Below are 21,564 nucleotides of genomic sequence, written 5' to 3'. Positions count from 1 at the left end.
CGGCCGCTCAGCCGGTCTTGCCGATGGTCTGGGTGAGCCAGGTGAACACCGACGGCACCAGCGGCTGCCAGGTGGAGGTCAGGTGCGGGCCGTTGACCTCCACCGGGGTGATGACCGTGGGCGCCTTGGCGTTCTTCTGGAGCGCCTGGGCGTCCTCGAAGCCGTCGCCCTTCTTGCCCGTCGCGTACAGGGCGACGTTGGGCGGCGTCTGGGCGTGCTGGAGCAGGTAGACCGGGTTGGAGATCTCGCGCAGGTGAGCGTCCTTGGCGGTCAGCGAGGCAGGCTCGCCCGCCGGGTCGTTGTAGCCGGAGAGGCTGACGCCCGCGTGGTACCGGTTCGGGTGCCCCAGCGCGAGCCGGGCGGCGCAGTGCGCGCCCGCCGAGTAGCCGGCCACTCCCCAGTGCTCGGGGCCGGGCTCGGCGCGGAAGTTGTCGAGCACCATCTGCGGCACGTCGCGCGCCAGCCAGGTCTCGGCGTTGACCTTGCCCGGCACGTCCGCGCAGCCGGTGTCGACGTGGCTGCCGAGCAGCACGACGCGCGGCGAGACCAGGATGAACGGCGCGATCTGGCCGGACTTCATCAGCGGCGCCAGCTGCTTGGAGACGTTCATGCTGCCGAACCAGGCGCTGGACGAGCCGGGGAAGCCCGCGAGCAGTTCGACCACCGGGAACTTCTTGTCCTTGTACGCCGGGTCGTCGTACTGCGGCGGCGTCCAGACCAGCACCTCGCCGTCCACCCCGGACACCCGGCCCTTCAGCTGGGTCGTCTTCACGTCCTTCGGCACCGCGTCGTCGTCCACCGGCCCGAACTGCTGCACCACCTTGGGCTGGTCGGGCGCGTTCGCCGCCGCCGTCGCGTCCGCCGGGGGCGGGACGGGCACGGCGCGCACGTGGTTGCCGGTGCCGAGCAGGTCGTCCCAGCTGCCGTACAGCTGGTTGTCGTTGTTGACCACCACGAACACCAGCGTCACCGCCGTGGCCTGCGCGAAGGCCACCATCAGCAGCCGCGACCCGAAGCGCAGGGCCTGCGGCCCGCGCACCCGGTTCCACAGGTACATCAGGAGGCCCACGGAGAGCGGGACGAGGAGGAGCGCGAGGACGAAGAACGGGGTGCCGGTGAGCTTCACACCAGCTGAAACGGGTGGCAACGGGTGTTCGGTTGCACCCGAGGCGGTCACGAATCGCGCACCGGAAGTCGGCGGGGCCGACTTCCCGCTCCCCGGAGACGGTCCCCGGCCGGGGCACCTACCAGGCCGGAGGCGCCAGGACGGCTCCCAGCAGGCGGTCGGCCAGCGGGCTCGGGACCGCGAAGTCGGAGCTGAGGTTCGAGACCGAGTACACGGCCCGGATGGACAGGTCGCGGGTGGCGAACATGCCGTTGGCGTAGCCGTCGTCGTGGCCGGTCTTGCCCCAGAGCACGGCGCCGTTCGGCAGCGGCGTGGACATCAGACCGGCACCGAAGCAGGCCACCTTGTTGCAGGAGGTGCCGCCGACGAACGGGACGAGCTTGCCCTCGTCGTCCTTGGGCAGGGTGAACAGCTCGTTCTGCTGCGCGGCGGGCAGCAGGCGGCCCTGGAACAGCGCGGTCATGAAGTGGTCCAGGTCCGCCGGGGTGGAGATCATGTTGGACGGGGTGCCGCCCTGCTCGCTGACGTCCACCGCCTCGCCCCGGCTGTCGGTCATATAGCCGTGCAGGTACGGCCGGGGCAGCTCGGAGTCGTCCTCGGGCACCGAGGTCTGGTCGAGGTGCAGCGGCCCCAGGATGCGGTCGGTGACCTCCTCCTTGAAGGAGTTGCCGGTGATCCGCTCGATGAGCTTGCCGCCGATCCGGAACGCGAGCGAGTTGTACTCCTGCTCGGTGCCGGGGGCGAAGTGCGGTCCGGGCCACGGGCGGTCGGCGGGGCGCAGGGTGTCCTGGATGACCTCGTCGAAGGTCCGGAAGGTGTAGCGGTTCGCGATCGTGTCGTCGACGCCGGCGTCGGGCTTGCCCTCGTCCACGTCCGGCAGGCCGCTGGTGTAGTTGATCAGCTGACGCACGGTGATCGGCTGGAAGGTGTCCGGGAGCAGGCCGGGCAGGTAGTGCTGAACGGTCTGGTCGAGGTCGAGCCGGCCCTCGGCCGCGAGCTGGAGGGTGACGGTCGACTGGAAGACCTTGGAGATGCTGCCGGCGTGGAAGTGCGCGTTCTCCGGGATCTTGCGGCCGGTCTGGCTGTCGACGGTGGAGCCCTTCCACAACTGGCCCGGCTCGCCGACCCGGACGATCGCACCGGCGGAGCCGTCGGCGGGCCGGGTCTGGATCGCGGCCTCCAGGGCGGCCGGGTTCAGCGCCGGAAATGCCGCGGTGCCCCCGGGGGCCTCGGTGGCACCGGTGTTCGGCCCGCTCGCGGCGAAGGCCTGGGCGCCGCCCGCGCCGACGGTGAGGGCGGCGAGGGCGGAGCAGGCCAGGGCGAGGGTGGCGGCACGACGAGCGAGGGGCTTCATGGGCGGGACTCCGTGGATCGGCTCGGCGGGTGCTTGCGACGTCGTCCATCCTGCCGAGCCGCCCGGGCGTCGGATATCGGGTCCGCCCCTGACCGGCCCCTGAGCCGGCCCCGACCCCGCCTCGGGACTCACCCCTGACCCCGCGTCGTGATCGCCGGACAAATCCCGGCCGCAGCGACTCGTACCGGAGCAGGACGTCGGACGGGCCGACTTCCTGTTCCGGGAGCCTGTGGGGAATCGATCAGTCGTAGAAGAACTGGCGGAGGTCCTCGGCGGAACCCGGCCCGAAGAGGAAGGCCTCCGCTCGGACGACCTCGGCGAGCGAAGGCGGACCGTCCGTACGCAGGGCATCGAGCCAGAGTTCGCCCTGCTCTCCGACCGCATAGAGGGCGGAGAGCAGGACGGCCATGCCGGCCGGCCGGGGCGGGGGCGTGTCGCCGACGGGCGTCAGCTCCCAGCCGCCGGCCCGGGCGGCGAGCCGCAACACGGCGGCCCAGCGGACGATCCGGGCGAGCCGGGCCCGCCAGGGGAGATCGGTGGACGGGGTGGGGCAGCCGACGGTAGCGGCGGCGATGTCGTCGATCATCCGGCGCTCGGCATCGGTGCGGATCCACCGGCCCTCCTGGGAGTCCTCGATGGCGGCGTCCCACCATTCCCAGGCAGCGGCCATCCGGCGCGTGAACTCGTCCCCCATGGGGCGAGGGTTTCACACGGGTGGGGCGAGGGTTTCACACGGGCGCGCGGGGGCCGAGCCGGGTGGCCGGCCAAGGGGCGTTACGGCCGGCGGCCTCGCGGTAGGCGATCCGCTGGACGGCGAAGAGGAGCCGGTAGAGGTTGAGGGCGGCGTCCGAGTCGTCGGCGGCGAAGCCCAGGTGAAAGACGAAGGCTTCGAGGGTCGGCCAGTCGAAGTCATCGGGGACGGGCGGGGTGACCGGGGTGGGGATGGGTGAGAGAGAGTTGAAGGCGGCCGCGACGGCGTACTGCGCGGCGGCGAGGGCGTTCTCGACGGCGGGGTCAGACATCCCGGGGCTCCTCTTCATCAGGCCTTGCAACGTTGAGTGCGGTGATCACGCCCAGGGCGACAGTGGCCAGCGCGAGGGCGAGCAGGACGGCGAAGGCGGCGCCGATCAGGAACCGCACGAGCGCTCGCGGTCGGCGTCGAGGAGGAGGGTGAGGAGGTTGAGCAGGGTCGAGAGCGGGGCCGTGTTGAAGCGGACCAGGACTCGGCCGTCGAGGGTCTTGTCGGTGGTGGCAGAGGGGAAGACCAGGCCGAAGTCCTGTCCGCGCTCGTGCAGTTCGGCGAGCAGCGCGCGGACGTGCTCGTCGCGGTAGGCGCGCAGGCGGGGGTCAGTGGGCTTCATCGGGCGGCGCTGGCGGTGGTTGCGGTCGGTCACGCGAGGGACTCCATCTCGAACCAAATGGCTTTGCCGTGTTTACGGGGGTCGGCACCGAAACGGTGGGTGAGCGCACGGACGAGGTGGAGGCCCCGGCCGGAGAGGGAGAGCGGATCCAGGGGGAGGTGGGGCTCGGGCGGGAGGATCGGGCTGTCGTCGCAGACCTGGACCCGGAGGCGGCCCGGGGAGAGGGAGAACGTGCAGAGCGGCGCGAGGCTGCCCGAGTGCTCCCAGGCGTTGACGAAGAGCTCGTGGAAGGCGAGTTCGGCGTCGGAGATGAGGGACGGCGGCCACCCGGCGGCGGCGAGGAGGGAGGAGAGCTCGCTCCGGGCGGCGGAGCAGTCGGGGGGATTGAAGGCACACATGAGAGACCCCAGGGATGGGAGAGGAGGGGAATCGACGAAGCCAACGCTCCGTCATGTGATCGGTGCAACACTGAGAGTAGGGGCGTAGTTGGCAATGTTGCAAGCAGATCAGCGAAGCTCACTCGTTAGTGGCACCGCGCATGGGTTGTGCGCCAGACTGCGCCGACAGGGAAGGGAAGACCGTGGGTTACAAGGGACCAATCAGCCAGCGACAGCGCCGGTTCGGCGAGGAACTGCAACGGCTACGTGCAGCTGCGGGGCTGTCCGCACCAGAGGCCGGAGCCTTGGTCGGCATGAAGGGTCCGGCAGTAAGCCACACCGAAGCAGGCCGTATCACCCTCAACCCCGAGCGCCTCGAAGTCTGGCTCGACGCCTACGGCTGCACAGACTTGACCTATCGCAAGGTCCTTGCCGAGATGGGACGAAGCACCGGCAAGGGGTGGTGGAGCAACTTCGACAGCAAGGTTCCGGACCTGTCGCTGGATCTGGCAGAGCTGGAAGACCGCGCGACCCGCCTCGACAACTACGAGACCCTATACATCCCGGGATTGCTCCAGCTGCCTCAATACACCGAGGCGATCTACGACGGCGGCTCTGGGAAATGGGATACCGCGACTCAGATCGAGTTCCGCATCGCACGGCAGCAAATTCTGACCGACGGGCAACAGAGGGAGTTCCACTTCGTCATCCACGAAGCGGCCCTGCGAATGCTCTTCCCCGGCGTAGAGGTCATGCGGGCGCAGCTGGAGCATCTGCTGGACATGGGAGAGCACCCCAACGTCACCATCCAGATTCTTCCGTTCGCCGCACCTAGCAAGCCCTCCCACTCAGGCACCTTCCTCCTGTGCGATCCCGGCTGTGTCGACCTTGCGACGATCGTCCTGGACGTGCCCGGGCGTGCAGAGCACAGCGGCACCCCTGAGAATATTGTGGCGTACCGACGGAAGTTCCAGCAGTTGAGTGAGATCGCATTGCCAGCCGTCGACGCAACAGCAGCACGCGGTCGCAACTCACAGAGCTCATGGGGGCTTCTCCAACACCTTCTCTACCCGCTACAACTGTGAGAGGCGCCACAGATGCCCGAACTCTCCTGGCAGAAGTCATCGTTCAGCGGCGGAGATGACGGCAACAACTGCCTAGAACTCGCCACCGGAATCGACGGCCTACGCCACGTTCGCGAGTCCGACGACCCGTCCCTCGTCATCACCACCACGACCGCCAAGCTGTACGCCTTCCTCCTCGGGGCCAAGGCCGGCGAGTTCGACCACCTCGCCTGACTCGCCCTTCTCCCCCGCCCGCTCGTTGGCCTCCAACGAGCGGGCGGGGGGTTCGCTTCACCACCACCGCGCCGAGTCAGCCGCACCCGTGGTTCTTGCGCCCGTCGGCTGTCGGGGGTGATAGTCGTGCGACTGAGTGCAATCGGTCCGGCACAGGGAGAAGTCATGAGGCTGCGTTTCCTGGGCATCATCCCGAACACCCCCGTTGACGACTCGCCGACGATCTGGCTGGACGAGGACAGCGGGGATCTGCTGATCCAGTCCTACAGAGCCACGGAAGAAGACGTGAAGGCATGCCAGGAGATCGGATCGATCCCCGGTCACAGCGCGGATGTTCCGGACCACGAGACGATCGTCCGGCTCCCGGCCGTGATGCGGCGGTTCATTCCGCGACTGAAGGACGGAACCGGTGAAGTACCCCGTTCGTGAGGGCTTGGCCGGTGCACAGCGCTCCGCCGTGCACTTGGAGATGCGTGACAGCTACACGCCGGATGATCCGGAGTTCGCTCGCTGGCGCGCCGGCCATCGGTACGACAATGACCCGGCCAAACTGCCCGACTGGTGCGGATCCTGGGCCGACCTTGCAGCCGCGACCACCGGGCGCGGTGTGGTCATGCGACGGGCCCGGATCGTCTCGGAGCCGGTGACGGACTACATCCGGTACGAGCACGACCTCACGTTCGCCAACATCGCCGCAGGTGAGCTGGTCCGCTGGCTGCCACGACGGAGGGCCGCCGACATCGCGCTGCCAGGAACGGACCTCTGGATGTTCGACGAATCAGCCGTGCTGTTCACGTACTTCTCCGGCATCGGCGAGGTCGTTGACCGGGAGTGGCGGACGGACCGGGCCGCCGTGGATCTGGTCAGCTCCGCCTTCGAGACCGTATGGGAAAGGGCCACCCCGCACGAGGACTACAAGCTGACCTGACCCCTCATGTCCGCTTCCGGATCGTCTCACGTCCAAGCCGCCCGGCGGGTCCTCGCAGATCGCCTTCGGGAGATGTGCCAGGACGCCGGGCTCGACGGCAAGCAGCTTGCGGCGCTGTGCGGTTGGCACCCGTCCAAGGTGTCCCGGATCACCGGCGCCAGAACCTCGCCGTCCGCCGATGACCTGCGCACTTGGTGCCGCGCCTGCGGCAGGGAAGACCAGGAAGCCGACCTGGTGGCCTCGCTGCGGACCGTGGAAGGCATGTGGGTGGAGTGGCGCCGCATGGAGCGCACGGGGCTGCGAAGGGCGCAGGAAGCCGTTCTGCCTCTGTTCGAGCGAACGCACTGGTTCCGGGCCTACTCGTCGTGGCTCGTCCCCGGGCTCCTCCAGACGCACGGCTACACCGAGGACGTGTTGCGCGCTGTCCAGCTCAGGCGAGTGCCGGTTGATGACGTGGCCGATGCCGTGGCCGTTCGGATGGAACGGCAACGCGTGCTCCGCGAGGGGCAGCGGCGCTTCGCGTTCCTGCTTGAGGAGTCCGTGCTGCGCAACGGGCTCGGCAACGCCGATACCCAGGCCGCGCAGCTTGAGCGGCTGATCACGGTGAGCGCCTTGCCGAATGTCAGCGTCGGGATCGTCCCTACTCGGCTGCACCGCACAAGGATGCCTGCGGAAGGGTTCTGGATCTTCGACACGGCCCAGGTGAACGTGGAGCTGGTGTCCGGACACCTCACTCTGACGCAGCCCAGCGAAGTGGCCATGTACGCCGATGCGTTCGCGGCACTGGCGGACATGGCGGTCCACGGCTCGAAGGCTCGCGCGTTGATCACGGCTGCGATTGATGCGATCGGGTGATGTCGTGCAATCTCGTAGAATCCTGTGGATCCCAACTAGCCTGCCCTCCTAGCGTATTGCTATCGATTCCAGCGACTCCGAGGGAGTGGCCGACATGGGCAAGCACGGCGATGGCAAGGGCGGCGGATCCGGGGACAAGAAGCAGTCCCCGAAGGAGTCGGACGGCCAGTGGACCAAGCCCGTCACCGACCCGCCCAAGAAGTGAGACCGACCTGATGGACGACTACACGCACTTGCTCGCCGGCCTCGCGGAGACCGGCGCGCTGGGCGAGGAGTGGCGGGGCGCCTTCGAGCGCGCCCCGCGCTCTGCCTTCGTGCCGGACGAAATCTGGGTCGAGGACAGTGACACCTCCAACGGATACCGCCTGGTCGACAAGGACGCCGACCCGGCCGAGTGGTGGGCGGAGGTCAACTCCGGCCGACAGGTCGTCACCCAGCTCGACGACGGCCGGGCGGACGGGCCCGGCACCGCGACGTCGTCGGGGTCCATGCCGCGCCTGGTCGCGTCGATGCTCCGCCACCTGGACGTGGCGGACGGGAACACGGTGCTCGACATCGGCACCGGCACCGGCTGGACGAGCGCCCTGCTGTGCGCCCGACTCGGCGACGGGGCCGTGACGACGGTCGAGGTCGACCCGGCGGTGGCCGCGGCTGCCTCGGAGCGCCTGGAGCGGCTCGGACTGAAGCCCCACCGGGTCGTCGGCGACGGCCTGCTCGGCTACCCGGCCGGTGGCCCCTACGACCGCATCCACTCGACGGCAGCCGTTCAGCGGGTGCCGCTCGCGTGGATCGAACAGACCCGCCCCGGCGGCGTCATCGTGACCCCCTGGGGCACCCCGTACGCCAACGCCGGACTGCTCCGGCTGGAGGTCGGCAAGCGAGGCCGGGAGTCGCACGGGCGATTCGTGGGCGACGTGTCGTTCATGTGGATGCGGGCCCAGCGACCCCACGAGCTCCAGGACCCGGACCGCTCACCGGACCACCAGGGCCCCTCACAGCTGGACCCCGATCTGGCGGAGGAGAACGTCCACGCGGCGTTCGCCATCGGCCTCCGGACGCCGGGGGTCCGCACCCTGCACTCCTGGCAGGAGGCCGACCCGTCCGGCACCCACCGCTTCCGGCTCTCAGACGACGCGGGGTCCTGGGCGTCCGTGCGCTTCCGCGACTGGCACGAAGCCGACGCCGTCCACCAGGCCGGGCCTCGCCGCCTGTGGGACGAAGTGGTGGCCGCACGCCGGGCATGGCTGGAGGACGGCAAGCCGGAGCTGACCCGTTTCGGGCTGACCGTCACGGCTGACGGCGATCAACACGTGTGGCTGGACGCCCCCGACAACACCCTGCGCTGACCCCCAGGCCGCAGCGCCGGGAGGACGCCTCGCCCATCGGCCTCCCCGCCCGGATCGTTGGCCTCCAACGATCCGGGCGAGGCCAGATCCGTTGACAGGCCACCATCACGGCCTTGACTCGAACCCCCAACGCCCTATTTGCCAGGGGGACTTCACCATGCGCAAGATGCTGATCGCCGCTGCCGGCGGCCTCGCCCTCGCCGCCACGCTCCTCTTCGCCACGGCGCCCGGCAACGCCGCCCCGGCGCCCGCCCCCGTGTCGCACGCCCAGCCCGCCTGGGGCACCAACGGCGGGTGCTGCTGACACGTACCCGCAACGCACCCCGCCCGCTCGCCGCTTCGGCGGGCGGGCGGGCGCGCGGGCGGGCAGGCAGACGGGCAGGCGGGCGGCCCGGCCGGAAATCCACCCCCGCCGAATGCGCGGATCGGTGGGAGCATGGAAGAGAGGGCCCGTCGGGCCCGTTGACACTCCTGTACCAGGAGGCAGTCATGGTTGACATGGCCACCCTTAACGGCCGACGCTATCGGAGCAACGCCCCCGGTGAAGACCCGTCCCCGGTCTACCTGGTGATCGACAGCCAGCGCCGCTGGATCGTGGATCAGGCGATCTACGACGGTCTGTTCCCGGATACCGACGGCATCTACAGCGAAACCTTCCTCGAAGACATCCCCAGGGGCCCGGACATCGATGACGCGGTTCTCGGCCGAATCGCCGACGACGATCCCAACGTCTATCTGGGAATCGACGGTCGCAGGCGACTCGTCCCCAACATCGCGACCAGGGACAGGTACCACTTCCGGGGCGATGTGGGGCCCTCCGCGAGGATAGCAACGCTCATCGACGGCGCCCCCGTCCCCTGACGACGCCCGGACGAACACCGACACCGTGAAGGCGGGACGGCCCCACGGCGGTCCCGGCCGCCGTCCCGCCCGCTGCCCGTCCTCCTGCCTCCGGCACCCCCCGGTACCGCGTTCATCGCTTGTCTACCGACCTGCGCCATGATCTTCTCGACAGGGCGCCCCGGGGGATCACGGGCGCGGAGGACCGAGAGAGGCAGCACGGGGACATGAAGACGACGAAGAAGACGTTGCGGCACATGGCCATGGCCGTCACCGCGGGCGTGCTGGCGCTGGCCGGGACGATGGTGTCGGCGGGGACCGCGCAGGCGGAGGACCGTTCGGGCATGAACGAGCCCGGAATCCTCTTCCAGGGCGACCGCCTGACCGCCGGTGACACCAGCCTGATCATGCAGGGCGACGGCAACCTCGTCCTCTACCGGGGCGTCCCGAGCGCCCCCTACCCGGTGTGGGTCGCCCCCAACACTCTCGGCTGCGGCTACAAGGCGATCATGCAGGGCGACGGCAACTTCGTCGTCTACAACGCCGCCAGCAAGCCCTGCTGGGCCAGCAACACCTTCAAGTCCGACCCCAACAGCCTGGCCTCCGTGGGGGTCTTCGACAAGGGCGGCCTCGCGATCGGCTTCGCCACCCCGCCCGGCCACAGTGTCCAGTGGATCGGCCTGCGCAGCTCCGACCTGTACTGACATCGGCTCGGAGAACAGAGGACACGGGGACATGAAGACCAAGAAGGCACTCCGGCGCACGGCCACGGCCGCCGCGACCGCCGCGCTCGTCCTGGCCGGGACGGTCGCCACCACCGGCACCGCCCAGGCGGCGCTCGAACAGGGCAACGGCTACACGGCGATCTACGACGACGAACCGCTCTACCCGGGCTGGCACGTCGACTCCATGAGCACGCGCGTCATCATGCAGACCGACGGCAACTTCGTCGTCTACCAGAAGGACGGCAACGGGCAGTTCACCAAGGTCGCCAGGGCCAGCGGCACCGTCGGCTGCGGCTACAAGGCCGTCATGCAGTCCGACGGCAACCTCGTGGTGTACTCCGCCACCGGCGGCTTCTGCTGGGCCCTCGGCACGGACGGCCACCCGCACGCCAGGCTGATGGTCTTCGACTCCGGCCGCTCCGGCGTCCACTGGAACGGCGGCATCATCCCCCGCAACGGCGGCGGCGACCCGACCACCGTCCTGCTCTCCTCCGACCTGTACTGACCCCGGCGCCCGAGGCTCACCCCCGCCCCGCGAACCACTGCACCAGGTCGGCCACCGACCACTGCGGGCGGGCCGCCAGCCGGGTCGCCGCCGTCCGCAGCAGGACGGGCAGGTACCCGCAGAGCGCGGCCAGTTCGGCCACCGCGTCCGGCTCGCGGCGGATCCGCTCCGCGCCCACGATCCGGGCCAGCAGCTCGTAGGCGTCGTGCGGCTCCAGCGGTCCCACCGCGAGCCGCACGGCGTCGCCGGGCAGCGCCCCCGGCTCGGCGCCCGCCACCACCACCGCGCAGCCCGGCACCTCCGGGAGCAGCAGCGCGGGGTCGGCCACCCCGTCCAGCACCACCAGCACCCGGCGCCCGGCGAGCAGTTCGCGGTAGCGCGCGCCGAGCTCCTCGGCGCCCGCGCCCTCGCCGGGCCGCTCCCCCAGCGCGCGCAGGAAGCCGGCCACCACCGCACAGGCCTGCCCGCCGGCCGCGTACAACTGCCCGTCCGGGAAGGCGTCCTGCACCGCGTGCGCGACGTGCACGGCCAGCGCCGAGGCCCCGCTGCCGGAGGGCCCCGACAGCCCGACCACCGGCGAGGCGCCGGCCGGCAGCGCCCGCAGCGCCCGCTCCGCCTCCCGTACCAGCCCCGCCCGCCCGACCAGGTCCGGAATGTCCGGCGGCAGCTGGCAGGGCCGGGGCAGCTGCCGGGCCGCCGCCACCGGCTCCCCGCCCCGGATCCGCTCCGCCAACTCCGCGACCGCGGCCCCCGGTTCGAGGCCCAGCTCCCGGTCCAGCCGCTCCCGCAGCCCCTCGTACGCCGCCAGCGCCCGCTCGGCCTCGCCGCAGCGGTACAGCGCCAGCAGGTGCAGCCGGTGCACCTCCTCGTCCAGCGGGTACGCCCGTGCCAGCTCGCCCAGGGGCTCCAGCGCCTCCGCGTGCCGGCCGAGCGTCAGGTCCAGGTCGTAGCGCACGTTCAGCGCCGCCAGCCGCCCGGCCGCCAGCCGCTCCCGGGCCCGCTCGGCCAGCGGACCGGGCACGCCGTCCAGCGCCCGCGGCCCCTCCCAGGAGCCGAGCGCCTCGCCCAGCAGCTCCCGCGCCCGCAGCGGATCCCGGTGACGCAGCGCGACGGCCTCGGCCACCGCGGCCTCGTAACGGAACAGGTCCACCGAGCCGCGCGGCACCGACAGGCGGTACCCGCCGGCCGCCGCCACCAGCAGTCCGGGGGCGTCCAGCGCCCGCCGCAACCGGTGCGCGTGGGTGCCGATCTGGCCCACCGGATCCTTCGGCCAGCGGGCGTCGTCCTCACCCCACAGGCCTTCTACCAGGCGGTCCGTCGGCACCAACTGCCCAGGGGCGAGCAGCAGCGCGGCCAGCACCGCCCGCTGCTGCGGCCTGCCGAGGTCGGCCTCACGGCCCTCGCACCGGGCGCGCAACGGCCCCAGCACGCGGAAATCGAGCTCCACTCCCCACCCTCTCGGAATTCCGACGTCCAGGGCACAATCTGTGAACAGAGCATAGAAGCCGCGGTAAGGGGGCGCCGCTGTCCGGACGGAAGTGGCGAGAACCCGGCACGGGACGACTCACGGAACGGGACGACATGGTGGACATCGGGGGGGCCGGGCTGCGCTTCGCGCTGCTGGGCCCGCTACGGGCCTGGTACGGAACCGAGGAGGTGGAGCTCGGCCGCCCGCAGCAGCGCGCCCTGCTCGCCGTGCTGATCGGCGCCGCCGGGCGGACGGTCGCGACCTCGGTGCTGGTCGAGGGGGTGTGGGGCGGCGCCCCGCCGTCCGACCCGCGCAAGGCCGTCCAGCTGGCCGTCTCCCGGCTGCGCGCCGCGTTCAAGCCGCACACCGGCGACGACCCCGAGCAGCTGCCGCTGCTCCGCGTCGGGGACGGCTACGCGCTCCGCCCGGCCCCCACCGACACCCAGCGGTGGCAGGCCCTGCTCGCCGAGGTCGAGGACCTGCGCCGGGCGGACGCGCCCCCGCAGGACGTCCGGGAGGTCCTGCGGGAGGCCCAGCGGCTGTGGGCCGGCGAAGCACTCGCCGGACTCCCCGGACCGCACGCCGAAGCCGTCCGGGCCCACCTCGCCGAACAGCGGATCTCGGCCAAGGAGACCCAGCTCGAACTGGACGCCGAGCTCGGCGACCGCACCGACCTCACCGCCGAGGCCACCGCGCTCGCCCTCGAACACCCCGGCCGGCCCCGGCTCACCGCCGTCCTGATGCGCGCCCTCTACCAGGCCGGGCGCAAGGCCGAGGCCCTCGCCGCCTACGAGGACGCCCGCTCCGCCCTGCCCCCGCACGACCGGGCCGCCGCCGAACTCCAGCTGCGCATCCTGCGCGAGGACGCCACCCTGCTGCCCGTCCGGGCCGCCACCGCCCCCGAACCGGCCGCCGCCGACACCTGGCAGGCGCCCGACCAGCTCCCCTCCGGCCTGCCCGACTTCACCGGCCGCTCCGACGAACTGGACGCCCTCACCGACCGGCTGGCCGGCGCCGGCGGACGCGCCGTCGTGGTCTCCGCCCTGGACGGCATGGGCGGCGTCGGCAAGACCACCCTCGCCGTGCACACCGCCCGGCAGGTCCGCGCCCGCTTCCCCGACGGCCAGCTCTTCGCCGACCTGCGCGGCGCCGACCGCACCCCGCCCGACCCCGGCACCGTGCTGGCCGGCTTCCTGCGCGCCCTCGGCGTCGCGCCCGGCGAGATCCCCGACGACACCGGCGAACGCAGCGCCCTCTACCGCTCGGCCCTCGCCGGACGGCGCGTCCTGGTCGTCCTCGACAACGCCGCCACCCTCGACCACGTCGAACCGCTGCTGCCCGGCGCGGCCGGCTGCGCCGTCCTCATCACCAGCCGACGGCGGCTCACCGGCCTCTCCGGCGCCCACCACCTGCGCCTGGACACCCTGCCGCCCGCCGAGGCCCTGGAACTGCTCACCCGGATCGTCGGCGCCGAACGCGTCACCGCCGAACCCGAGGCCGCCGAGGAGGTCGTCCGGGCCTGCGGGCTGCTGCCGCTGGCCGTCCGGATCGCCGCCTCCCGGCTCGCCGCCGACCCGGCCCTCACCCTCGCCGCCCTCGCCGAAGGGCTGTGCCACGAGCACCGGCTGGCCGAACTCAGCGACGGCGAAAGGACCGTGGAGGCCACCTTCGCCCTCTCCTACCACCGCCTCGACGCGGAACTCGCCCGCGCCTTCCGGCTGCTCTCCCTGCCCGACGCCCCCGACCTCCCGCTGCCCTGCGCCGCCGCCCTGCTCGGCCGCACCGAGGACGAGACCGACCAGCTCCTCGAAACCCTCGTCGACCTCAACCTGCTGCACTCCCCCCGCTTCGGCCGCTACGGCTTCCACGACCTCGTCCGCGACTACGCCCGCGGCCGGCTCGCCGCCGAGGAGCCCCCCGCCGAACACACCGCCGCCGCCGACCGGCTCACCGACTTCTGCCTGGCCGCCGCCCGCAACGCCGACCGGGCCGCCCGCAAGGCCGAGGACGCCGAACTCTGCCTGCTCCGCGCCCCCGTGACCTCCCCCGGCGTGCCCATCGCCGACGGCCCGGAGGCCGTGCGCTGGATGCGCGACCAGGCCGAGGTGCACGCCGCCGCGATCGCGCTCAGCTGCGACGACCCCGCCCTGCCGCTCGACCGCGCCGCCGAACTCGCCGACCGGATGGGCGCGGTGCTCGCCGAACGCACCCAGACCGGCATCATCGTCGACCTCGCCGGACGCCTCGCCGACGAGGCCGGGGCCCGCGGCGAACCGGGCCCGCTCGCCCTCGCCCGCTACCTGCGCGGCGCCATGCTCTGGCACGTCAACCACTACGCCGAGTCGGAGGCGGAGCTGCGCCGCGCCGTCGACCTCTGCACCACGCCCGACACCGAACGGGTCCTCGCCAAGGCCCTGGTCAACCTCGGCGGCAACGCCCGCGTCCACGGCCGCCACGCCGAGGCCGCCGAGCACGCCGGCCGCGCCGCCGAACTCTTCCACCGCCTCGGCGCCGAACGCGCCGAAGGCAGCGCGCTCGGCGAGTTCGCGTTCAACGCCGCCCACAGCGGACGCCTCGCCGAGGCCCGGGACGCCGCCGAACGCGGCGCCCGGCTGATGACCGCCGCCGGACCGGTCTCCGCCGCGACCGGCCGCTACTACCTCGCCCGGGTGCTGCGGCTGTGCGGGGACGGCCCGGCCGCCCTCACCCACGCGCTCGGCGCCCGGGACGAGTTCGCCGCCCTCCGGGTCACCGTGTTCGAGGCCGCCGCCGGGGACCTCGCCGCCCGGATCCACGTCGAGGCCAAGCGCTGGCTGCTCGCCGCCGACGTCGCCGAGGCAGCCCTGCCGCAGGCCCGCCGCACCAGCCCCGCCCTGGAGGCCGGACTGCTGCGCACCCTCGGCACCGCGCTCACCGGCCTCGGCCGCCCGCGGCAGGCCCGCGCCTGCCTCACCGACGCGATGGACGGGTACCGGCGGCTCGGCCTCGACGAGGACGCGGCCCAGGTCAGCGCGCAGCTGGCCGAGTTGGGGTGATCATCCGCTACGCGCGTTGACCGCCTGTCTACCGCGGTCCGGGACCGTACTCCTCATCCGGCCCCGGACCGCGGACCACGCGGCCCCGGGGCGACACCCCGAGGAGAGACGCGACCCATGACCACGCTCGAGCGCAACAGCCGGGCCGTGCCGCCCGCGACGGCGGGCTGGACCGCCGGCGGCGACTTCCGCACCGAGATGCTGACCTCCGTCAACTTCCGGCGCGTCCACGGCGGCGCCCGGCTCCTGAACCCGGACGAACGGCTGAACGCCGCGGCCCAGCGCCACGCCGCCGACCTCGCCGCGCACGACCTGCTCCAGCAGGACGGCAGCGACGGCAGCACGCCCTGGCGCCGGGTCCGGGCAGCCGGCTTCGCCTTCCGCTTCGCCGCCGAACTCGTCGCCCCGGCCGACAGCGTGCCCCAGGCCGTCCAGCTGTGGATGACCAGCCCCCGGCACCGGGAGACCGTGCTCGACCCGCGCTTCAACCACCTCGGCATCGGCTTCGCGCCCGGCCGGGACGGCACCCCGGGCCGCTACGTGCTGACCCTCGGCCAGGTCTGACGGCCACCGCGCACCACGGACCGCCGCACACCACGGGCCGCCGCACACCACGGGCCACCGCGCACCACGGACCGCCACGCACCCCACCTCACCCCACCCACCCGAAGGAGAACCGCCATGACCACCCCCACCCCCGCCCGCCGCCTGCTCGCCGGACTCGGGGCCGCCGCGGCCCTGGCCGCCACCGTCCTGGTCGCCGCCCCGGCCGCCCAGGCCGCCACGCCCGGCCCCTGCGACCTCGGGCCGTCCGTGAACGCCACCGTCAGCGTCTTCAACGGCTCCGCCGGCGCCCTCGACCTGCCCTCCAACGACGAGACCAACGGCAAGCGGGTCGGCACCTACACCGCCAACCAGTCCCCCGCCCAGACCTGGACGTTCTGGGACTACTGCGACGGCACCACCGCCATCTCGCACGGCGGCAGCGGCAAGGTGCTCGACCTCGACTCGCACGGCAGCGGCGCCGTCCAGCTCTGGGACACCCCCGGCGGCCTGGACGGCCTCAACCAGCAGAACGGCCCCTGGATGGGCGCCAACCAGAAGTGGCGGCTCACCGACGAGGACCGCGGCTGGTACCTGATCCGCAACGTCGCCACCGGGCAGTGCCTCAAGGGCAACGGCATCGCCCAGTACACCTCGGTGACCTCCTGCGACGGCAACGACCCGGCTCAGCGCTGGCACAAGTAGCCGCCCCACGGCTCCCGTTCCGCCGACCGCCCCTCCGGCGGAACGGGCCTATCCTTCACCGCGTGCCCCTCATCAGCCTGCACGACCGCACCGCCCTCGCCGCGCGGTTCCGCACCGACCCCGCCCTGCACCTGTTCGAGCTCGGCGACCTGGACGACACGCTCTGGCCCAACACCGCCTGGTACACGGCCGATCCGGAGCGCGGGCCGGTCGCCCTGCTCTACAGCGGCGGCGACACCCCCGTGCTGCTCGCCTTCGCCCGGCCCGCCGCCGTCCCCGCCCTGGAGGAGCTGCTCGGCGCGCTGCGCCCCTTCCTCCCGCGCCGCTTCACGGCCGGGCTCCCGGACGGCGCCGAGCGGGCCCTCGCCCCCGACTACGCCGCCGAGCGCCGCACCCCGCTGCTGCGGATGATCCTCCCGGACCCGAACCGGCTGCCGGCCGAGCCCACCGATCCCGCCGATTACGCCGATCCCGCCCAACAGGCCCACCGGGCCGAGCCGTTGGACCTGTCCGACCTGGACGACCTGCGCGCCCTGCTGGCCGCGGGCCACCCCGAGTCCTGGTTCGACCAGCGGCTGCTCGCGGGCGGCGGCTACGTCGGCGTCCGGGAGCGGGGCCGGCTGCTGGCCGCCGCCGGGGTGCACGTGCACTCGCCCGCCCACCGGGTCGCCGTGCTCGGCAACGTCGTCACCCACCCCGACGCCCGCGGCCGCGGTCTGGCCCGCGCCTGCGTCACCGCGCTGTCCCGCCGACTCGCCCCGACCACCGACCACCTGGGCCTCAACGTCCGCACCGACAACGCCCCGGCGATCCACCTCTACCGGCGGCTCGGCTTCACCGCCGTCACCACCTACACCGAACTGACCATGGCAGCACGCCGGTAGCCCACCGCCGGCCGACGGGCCCGATCGATCGTCATCGCAAGGTCCGTACACGGGGTGGTCGGAATCGCACGACGCGGGATCCGCCGAGGTGGCAGGCGGTTCGGGTACCACTGGTCACGACTCGGCATCCCTTGTCACGGACCCGCGTGGGACTCGTCACGGCGGGGTCAAGACGGCGCCAAAGCAATGGCGCCCGGCTTTCCCACTGCGCTATGAACGTCCCTCAGGAGGACTGCCGCCAGGTGGTCCGCATGCACGGGGGACGTCACATGAAGACCATCCGCAACAGTCGCACCATGGCCCTGGCCGGCCTGGTCGTGGTCGGCGCGCTCACCATGAGCGCCTGCAACGACGACGCCGCGTCGTCCGACAGCGCCGCCACCACCCCGCCGGCCACCCAGGCGCCGGCCACGCCGTCCGCCGCGCCGACCAGCCCGGCGGCCTCCGCCTCGGCGGACGCCCCGACCGGCGGCACGGGCGGTGCGGCGACCGGCGGCGCCCCCGCCCAGGCCGGGCCGACGGCGGCGCCCGGCTCCACGGTGAAGATCGGTGCCGCGGCCACCATCCCGTTCAGCTCGGGCAGCACCAAGGGCACCGTCTCGCTCGCGGTCACCTCGATCGACAAGGGCGACCCGGCCGACCTCACCCCGCTGAAGCTCGGCGACAAGGCCGCGGGCATGGTGCCGTACTACGTCCGCTTCAAGGTCACCAACACCGGCAGCACCGATCTGTCCTTCGCCAGCCTGACCCAGCTGAAGGGCACCCTGCCGGACGGCTCGGAGGCCGCCGAGGTGATGCTGATCGGCAGCTTCGACAAGTGCCCGCACCCGTCCTTCCCGAAGGGCTTCACCAACGGGCAGTCGATCACCTCCTGCGTGCTGGCGCTGGCCCCGGCGGCCACCAAGGTGTCGGGCGCCGAGTACTGGGGCGAGCCGTACACCCTGGGCAAGGGCGTCAACTGGAAGTGACCCACCGACGGTGACCGGCGGTGACCCGCGATGACCGGCGGGCGGGGTTGGTCCGACGCCGCCCCGCCCGCCGACGCGCGTTCAGCCCGCGCTCAGCCCGCGCTCAGCCCGCGGTCGGCCCGCCGTGGATCCGCAGGAAGGCGTCCACCCCGGACCCGGCGATCCGCCGGACCTCCTCCTCGGCCACCGGCAGGGCGCCCCAGAAGGAGCGCTCGGCCACGCCGTGGAAGGTGAGCAGCGTGAACTGCTCGGCGGCGAGCCCCGGATCCGTGACGGCCAGCAGCCCGCGCCCGGTGAGCGCGGCCAGGCACTGCGCGAGGGCGCGCTGGGCGGCCGCCGGGCCGGTCTCCAGCCAGGCCTCCAGGACGTCCGCCGGGATGTTGGCCACCTCGGCGCGGATGGCCCGGCCGAGCGCACCGAGCTCGCCCGCGGCCGGCACCGCGTTCGCCCGCTCCACCGCGAAGTCGGTCAGGGCGCGCCGCACGTCCACCGCCCCGTCGAGGTGCTCGGCCAGCAACTCGCGCATCCGCTCGGCCAGTTCCGCCGAGTTCTGCAGGGCCACCGACAGGAAGAGGGTCTCCTTGTCGGCGAAGTGGTTGTAGACCGTGCGCTTGGACACCCCGGCCTCGGCGGCGATCGCGTCCATGCTGGCCCGGACGTACCCCTCCCGTCCGAACACCGTGGTCGCGGCCCGGGTGATCGCCTTGCGCTTCTCCGGCCGTCCCGTTGCGCCCGTGGTCGCCACGACGTTCTCCTTCTCCGTCGGCGCCCCGCCGACCGTCTCATAAACTGCCCGGTGTAGTGTCTGCAGGCCCGTTCACGAGCGGGCTTGCCACCGAACAGGCGTGCTCTATGCTGCGTACGATCTCTACACCTCTGTAGAGCAAATCCGAAAACGTGCCTGCCCCCGAGCAGCAGCGGGAAACCGAGAACGGGAACCGGCCGGCCGAACACCAGCGTCCCGTACTGGCAGCGCCGCAACCGCTCTCCCACAGCAGACCCGGCGCAGCACCGACGTGGCGCGCGAAGCACGGGAACACCCGGGGGTGAGTGAGTGGCGGGGCAGCGAGGACGGTCGTCCGACCAGGGTTCACGACGGCGGGCGGCGGCCCGGCCCGCGGGCCCCACACGTCCCTTCTCCGGCGGGCCCGCGCTGCCCGCGGTGGTGGCCGTCGGGTTGCCGCTGGTGGGCGCCGTGATCGACGAGCTCTCCGGTCCGGGCATGGGCCTGGCCTTCGCGGTCTGCGCGGTGCTCGGCACCGGCCTGGCGGCCGTGCTCAGCACCCACCGCGGCTGGTGGTGGGTGCTCGCCGCCTCCCCGGTCATAGTGCTCGGCGTGACGGCCGTGGCCGAACTGGCGGCCAACGGCGACAAGTACCAGGGCAAGGCCCTGGCCACCGGCGGCGCCAAGTGGGTGGTGCACGGTTTCCCGGTGATGGCGCAGGCCGCCGCGGCGGCCCTGCTGGTGATCGTGGTCCGGGTGGTCCGGGACCGGAGGAGGCAGCATGGCTGACGAGCGTGAGCGCCCGGCGGGCGGCCGGGCCGCCAACCGCAAGGCCCAGGAGGCCCGGACGGGGCGCAGCGGCGGCTCCCCGCTGCTGATCGCCGGCCGGGTGGTGGCCACCACGGTCGGCTTCGCGGTATTCGCGGCCAGCGGCGTGGTCTGGTACGAGTACACCTCGCTGACCGACGGGATGACCACGTCCAACGCGATCTCGGTGACCAAGAAGGACGCCCCGAAGCACCTGGACAACTCGGTCAACCTGCTGCTGATCGGCCTGGACAGCCGCAAGAACATGGACGGCTCCGACCTGCCCCCGGAGTTCGTCCAGGACGAACTGCACGCCGGCCACAGCTCGGACATCGGCGGCTACAACACCAACTCCCTGATCCTGCTGCACATACCGGCCAACGGCGGCAAGGTGCAGGCGATCTCCATCCCCCGCGACGACTACGTCATGACGTACAACGGGGACGGCTCCCAGCAGGGCATGCACAAGATCAAGGAGGCGTACGGCAACGCCAAGGACGCCTTCGACCGGAGCTCGAAGGCCAAGGGCCTGAAGGGCGCCGACCTGGAGAAGGCCGGCCGCGACGCCGGCCGCGCGGCCACCATCCGCACCGTCCAGACCTTCGTGAACCAGCCGGTCGACCACGTGGCCGAGGTCAACCTGATGGGCTTCTACGACATCGCCAAGGCGGTGCAGCCGATCCAGGTCTGCCTGACCCACGACACCAAGGACCCGGCGATGGAGGGCCAGGGCTCCGGCGCCGACTTCAAGAAGGGCATCAACACCCTCAACGCCTCCCAGGCACTGGCCTTCGTCCGCCAGCGCCACAACCTGGACGACGGCAAGGGCAACACCGGCGACTTCGCCCGCACCCACCGCCAGCAGGCCTTCATCTCCTCCGTCGTGCACAAGCTCAAGCAGGACGGCATCATCAGCGACCTCGGCAAGCTCAAGGACCTGTTCGGCGTCGTCCAGAAGGACCTGGTGATCGACAACGAGTGGAACGTCCTGGACTTCGCCCAGCAGGCCCCGGCGCTGACCGGCGGCAACGTCGAGTTCAACACCCTGACCTTCGACGGCTTCGGCACCAGGAACGGCCAGGACGTCAACCTGGTCACCCCCTCGAAGATCCAGAAGGTGGTCAAGCAGGTGTTCGGCTACGCCGACGCGGCCGCCCCCGCCGCCCCGGCGGACGGCGCCACCGACGCCCCGACCACCGAGGCCCCCGCCCCGGCGCCGACCGCGACCACCCCGGCCAAGGCGGCCTCCCCGGCCACCGTGGACGTGTTCAACGCCTCCTCGGCCGCCGGGGTCTCCTCCTCCGCCGAGTCCAAGGCGCTGGTCGCGATGGGCTTCAAGGAGGGCACGAGCGGCCCGGCGCACACCAAGCCGAAGACCACCACGGTGACCTACGGCAAGGGCGCCAAGGAGGCCGCCGACCAGATCGCCGCCCGCTACGGCGTCACCGCCACCGAGTCCGCCACCGCCGCCTCGGACCACGTGGTGGTCACCCTGGGCTCCACCTTCACCGGTGTCGCCGGCGACAAGCCCACCACGCCCGGCCCCGCCCCCACCGGCGACCCGGCCGCCAACCTGCCGATGCAGGGCCCCGGCGTCGACGCCACGTCGGACGGCGGCATCCCCTGCGTCTTCTGACGCGATCCGCAGCACGGCCGAGGGAGGTCCCCACCGGGGGCCTCCCTCAAGTCTTTCCCAAGCCCATTCCTGACAACAT

General features: G+C 72.3%; 26 protein-coding genes. 17 read left to right on the top strand and 9 right to left on the bottom strand.

Going from position 1 to position 21,564, the window contains the following annotated elements; genetic code table 11:
* Positions 1-7: 7 nt before the first annotated feature.
* The 7 genes from ABTY61_RS13325 to ABTY61_RS13295 all read right to left on the bottom strand — a co-directional run bounded on the left by ABTY61_RS13325 (position 8) and on the right by ABTY61_RS13295 (position 4,239).
* Entirely contained in the window at positions 8-1,126 is a 1,119-nt protein-coding gene (locus ABTY61_RS13325; RefSeq protein WP_350505080.1) for an alpha/beta hydrolase, read from the bottom strand.
* Between the two features lie 118 nt (positions 1,127-1,244).
* Positions 1,245-2,480: a serine hydrolase domain-containing protein gene (locus ABTY61_RS13320; protein ID WP_350505079.1), complete on the bottom strand. Its 1,236-nt coding sequence runs from the start codon at positions 2,478-2,480 to the stop codon at positions 1,245-1,247.
* A gap of 241 nt (positions 2,481-2,721) precedes the next feature.
* A complete protein-coding gene (locus ABTY61_RS13315) occupies positions 2,722-3,174 on the bottom strand; it encodes a hypothetical protein (RefSeq protein WP_350505078.1) in 453 nt (150 codons plus the stop codon).
* Between the two features lie 34 nt (positions 3,175-3,208).
* Positions 3,209-3,502: a hypothetical protein gene (locus ABTY61_RS13310; RefSeq protein ID WP_350505077.1), complete on the bottom strand. Its 294-nt coding sequence runs from the start codon at positions 3,500-3,502 to the stop codon at positions 3,209-3,211.
* Complete coding sequence (locus ABTY61_RS13305) at positions 3,495-3,620, bottom strand: hypothetical protein (protein ID WP_350505076.1); 126 nt, start codon at positions 3,618-3,620, stop codon at positions 3,495-3,497. The genes ABTY61_RS13310 and ABTY61_RS13305 overlap by 8 nt, the downstream gene beginning before the upstream one ends.
* Positions 3,608-3,874, bottom strand: coding sequence for a hypothetical protein (locus tag ABTY61_RS13300; protein WP_350505075.1), 267 nt, complete (start codon positions 3,872-3,874; stop codon positions 3,608-3,610). Before ABTY61_RS13300 ends, ABTY61_RS13305 begins: the two co-directional genes overlap by 13 nt.
* A complete protein-coding gene (locus ABTY61_RS13295) occupies positions 3,871-4,239 on the bottom strand; it encodes an ATP-binding protein (RefSeq protein WP_350505074.1) in 369 nt (122 codons plus the stop codon). Before ABTY61_RS13295 ends, ABTY61_RS13300 begins: the two co-directional genes overlap by 4 nt.
* Before the next feature lie 182 nt (positions 4,240-4,421).
* Here ABTY61_RS13295 and ABTY61_RS13290 point away from each other — a divergent pair, with 182 nt between their 5' ends.
* From ABTY61_RS13290 to ABTY61_RS13245, 10 genes are all read left to right on the top strand, one after another.
* On the top strand, positions 4,422-5,303 hold the full coding sequence (locus tag ABTY61_RS13290; protein ID WP_350505073.1) for a helix-turn-helix domain-containing protein: 882 nt from the start codon (positions 4,422-4,424) through the stop codon (positions 5,301-5,303).
* Positions 5,304-5,315: 12 nt separating this feature from the next.
* A complete protein-coding gene (locus ABTY61_RS13285; protein WP_350505072.1) occupies positions 5,316-5,516 on the top strand; it encodes a DUF397 domain-containing protein in 201 nt (66 codons plus the stop codon).
* A 165-nt stretch (positions 5,517-5,681) separates the two neighbouring features.
* Positions 5,682-5,945, top strand: a complete 264-nt coding sequence (locus ABTY61_RS13280; RefSeq protein ID WP_350505071.1) for a hypothetical protein — start codon at positions 5,682-5,684, stop codon at positions 5,943-5,945.
* Complete coding sequence (locus ABTY61_RS13275; RefSeq protein WP_350505070.1) at positions 5,926-6,444, top strand: DUF6879 family protein; 519 nt, start codon at positions 5,926-5,928, stop codon at positions 6,442-6,444. Before ABTY61_RS13280 ends, ABTY61_RS13275 begins: the two co-directional genes overlap by 20 nt.
* 6 nt (positions 6,445-6,450) lie before the next feature.
* Positions 6,451-7,299 (top strand): helix-turn-helix domain-containing protein, encoded by an 849-nt coding sequence (locus ABTY61_RS13270; protein ID WP_350505069.1) that lies wholly within the window; start codon positions 6,451-6,453, stop codon positions 7,297-7,299.
* Between the two features lie 215 nt (positions 7,300-7,514).
* Positions 7,515-8,645 (top strand): methyltransferase domain-containing protein, encoded by a 1,131-nt coding sequence (locus ABTY61_RS13265; protein WP_350505068.1) that lies wholly within the window; start codon positions 7,515-7,517, stop codon positions 8,643-8,645.
* A 157-nt stretch (positions 8,646-8,802) separates the two neighbouring features.
* On the top strand, positions 8,803-8,949 hold the full coding sequence (locus tag ABTY61_RS13260) for a hypothetical protein (protein WP_350505067.1): 147 nt from the start codon (positions 8,803-8,805) through the stop codon (positions 8,947-8,949).
* A gap of 185 nt (positions 8,950-9,134) precedes the next feature.
* Entirely contained in the window at positions 9,135-9,506 is a 372-nt protein-coding gene (locus tag ABTY61_RS13255; RefSeq protein WP_350505066.1) for a hypothetical protein, read from the top strand.
* 206 nt (positions 9,507-9,712) lie between these two features.
* On the top strand, positions 9,713-10,189 hold the full coding sequence (locus ABTY61_RS13250) for a hypothetical protein (protein WP_350505065.1): 477 nt from the start codon (positions 9,713-9,715) through the stop codon (positions 10,187-10,189).
* Positions 10,190-10,220: 31 nt separating this feature from the next.
* Positions 10,221-10,715: a hypothetical protein gene (locus tag ABTY61_RS13245; RefSeq protein ID WP_350505064.1), complete on the top strand. Its 495-nt coding sequence runs from the start codon at positions 10,221-10,223 to the stop codon at positions 10,713-10,715.
* Positions 10,716-10,731: 16 nt separating this feature from the next.
* On the opposite strand, the gene ABTY61_RS13240 is transcribed toward ABTY61_RS13245, so the two are convergent.
* Positions 10,732-12,162, bottom strand: a complete 1,431-nt coding sequence (locus ABTY61_RS13240; RefSeq protein WP_350505063.1) for an AfsR/SARP family transcriptional regulator — start codon at positions 12,160-12,162, stop codon at positions 10,732-10,734.
* Between the two features lie 134 nt (positions 12,163-12,296).
* Between ABTY61_RS13240 and ABTY61_RS13235 the strand changes: the two genes are divergently transcribed.
* The 5 genes from ABTY61_RS13235 to ABTY61_RS13215 all read left to right on the top strand — a co-directional run bounded on the left by ABTY61_RS13235 (position 12,297) and on the right by ABTY61_RS13215 (position 18,318).
* A complete protein-coding gene (locus ABTY61_RS13235) occupies positions 12,297-15,218 on the top strand; it encodes an AfsR/SARP family transcriptional regulator (protein ID WP_350505062.1) in 2,922 nt (973 codons plus the stop codon).
* A 117-nt stretch (positions 15,219-15,335) separates the two neighbouring features.
* Positions 15,336-15,782 carry a CAP domain-containing protein gene (locus tag ABTY61_RS13230; RefSeq protein WP_350505061.1) on the top strand — a complete coding sequence of 149 codons (447 nt, stop codon included), beginning with the start codon at positions 15,336-15,338 and terminating at the stop codon, positions 15,780-15,782.
* 117 nt (positions 15,783-15,899) lie between these two features.
* Positions 15,900-16,466, top strand: coding sequence for an RICIN domain-containing protein (locus tag ABTY61_RS13225; protein ID WP_350505060.1), 567 nt, complete (start codon positions 15,900-15,902; stop codon positions 16,464-16,466).
* 62 nt (positions 16,467-16,528) lie between these two features.
* On the top strand, positions 16,529-17,350 hold the full coding sequence (locus tag ABTY61_RS13220) for a GNAT family N-acetyltransferase (RefSeq protein ID WP_350505059.1): 822 nt from the start codon (positions 16,529-16,531) through the stop codon (positions 17,348-17,350).
* Between the two features lie 269 nt (positions 17,351-17,619).
* Complete coding sequence (locus tag ABTY61_RS13215; RefSeq protein WP_350505058.1) at positions 17,620-18,318, top strand: single stranded DNA-binding domain-containing protein; 699 nt, start codon at positions 17,620-17,622, stop codon at positions 18,316-18,318.
* Between the two features lie 103 nt (positions 18,319-18,421).
* Here ABTY61_RS13215 and ABTY61_RS13210 read toward each other — a convergent pair whose 3' ends face one another.
* Positions 18,422-19,063, bottom strand: coding sequence for a TetR/AcrR family transcriptional regulator (locus ABTY61_RS13210; protein WP_350505057.1), 642 nt, complete (start codon positions 19,061-19,063; stop codon positions 18,422-18,424).
* Between the two features lie 441 nt (positions 19,064-19,504).
* Here ABTY61_RS13210 and ABTY61_RS13205 point away from each other — a divergent pair, with 441 nt between their 5' ends.
* On the top strand, positions 19,505-19,831 hold the full coding sequence (locus ABTY61_RS13205) for a DUF6542 domain-containing protein (protein WP_502895295.1): 327 nt from the start codon (positions 19,505-19,507) through the stop codon (positions 19,829-19,831).
* Positions 19,824-21,485, top strand: a complete 1,662-nt coding sequence (locus ABTY61_RS13200) for an LCP family protein (protein WP_350505055.1) — start codon at positions 19,824-19,826, stop codon at positions 21,483-21,485. Before ABTY61_RS13205 ends, ABTY61_RS13200 begins: the two co-directional genes overlap by 8 nt.
* Positions 21,486-21,564: the final 79 nt, after the last annotated feature.

The sequence above is a fragment of the Kitasatospora sp. NPDC096128 genome (assembly GCF_040303105.1).
Classification (GTDB): Bacteria; Actinomycetota; Actinomycetes; order Streptomycetales; family Streptomycetaceae; genus Kitasatospora.
The sequence above is the reverse complement of the archived record's forward strand: the minus strand, read 5'-3'. Positions and strand labels throughout refer to the sequence as shown.